We start from the raw sequence: 852 nt of genomic DNA on the forward strand, positions 1-852 counted from the left end.
TGATCAGGTTGATAGGTTCGAGGTGGAAGCATGGTGACATGTGGAGCTGACGAATACTAATAGATCGAGGACTTAACCATATAATATGTAGCAATGTTATCTAGTTTTGAAAGAATATAAAAAAACTTGTTGACTTTCAAAGTTAAATGAGTTACAATAATTCTTGTCTTAAATGAATACAGTCTGGTAATGATGGCAGAGAGGTCACACCCGTTCCCATACCGAACACGGAAGTTAAGCTCTCTAGCGCCGATGGTAGTTGGGACCTTGTCCCTGTGAGAGTAGGACTTTGCCAGGCAAAATGGAGGATTAGCTCAGCTGGGAGAGCACCTGCCTTACAAGCAGGGGGTCGGCGGTTCGATCCCGTCATCCTCCACCATATATGTCGGAGGGGTAGCGAAGTGGCTAAACGCGGCGGACTGTAAATCCGCTCCTTCGGGTTCGGCAGTTCGAATCTGCCCCCCTCCACCATTCTTAATTAATGGGCTATAGCCAAGCGGTAAGGCAACGGACTTTGACTCCGTCATGCGCTGGTTCGAATCCAGCTAGCCCAGCCATTAAGAGCCATTAGCTCAGTTGGTAGAGCATCTGACTTTTAATCAGAGGGTCGAAGGTTCGAGTCCTTCATGGCTCACCATTTTAACAAAATATGCGGGTGTGGCGGAATTGGCAGACGCACTAGACTTAGGATCTAGCGCCTTTGGCGTGGGGGTTCGACTCCCTTCACCCGCACTTTTAATAAAATAACTCATACATGTCTTGCGGAAGTAGTTCAGTGGTAGAATACAACCTTGCCAAGGTTGGGGTCGCGGGTTCGAATCCCGTCTTCCGCTCCAATTTTCAATATGACAT

General features: G+C 47.7%; 6 tRNA genes and 1 rRNA gene. All 7 read left to right on the top strand.

Annotated elements, in window-relative coordinates:
- The first annotated feature begins 182 nt into the window (after positions 1-182).
- Positions 183-298, top strand: a 5S ribosomal RNA gene (rrf, locus tag MR147_RS26685).
- 5 nt (positions 299-303) lie between these two features.
- Positions 304-379: transfer RNA gene (locus tag MR147_RS26690), tRNA-Val, on the top strand.
- Positions 380-387: 8 nt separating this feature from the next.
- A tRNA-Tyr gene (locus MR147_RS26695) sits at positions 388-471 on the top strand.
- Positions 472-482: 11 nt separating this feature from the next.
- A tRNA-Gln gene (locus MR147_RS26700) sits at positions 483-557 on the top strand.
- Positions 558-561: 4 nt separating this feature from the next.
- A tRNA-Lys gene (locus MR147_RS26705) sits at positions 562-637 on the top strand.
- A 14-nt stretch (positions 638-651) separates the two neighbouring features.
- Positions 652-732, top strand: a tRNA-Leu gene (locus tag MR147_RS26710).
- Between the two features lie 29 nt (positions 733-761).
- Positions 762-836, top strand: a tRNA-Gly gene (locus tag MR147_RS26715).
- Positions 837-852 lie beyond the last annotated feature (16 nt).

It is taken from the genome of Bacillus cereus group sp. BfR-BA-01350, from assembly GCF_022663775.1.
GTDB classification, from domain to species: Bacteria; Bacillota; Bacilli; order Bacillales; family Bacillaceae_G; genus Bacillus_A; species Bacillus_A paranthracis.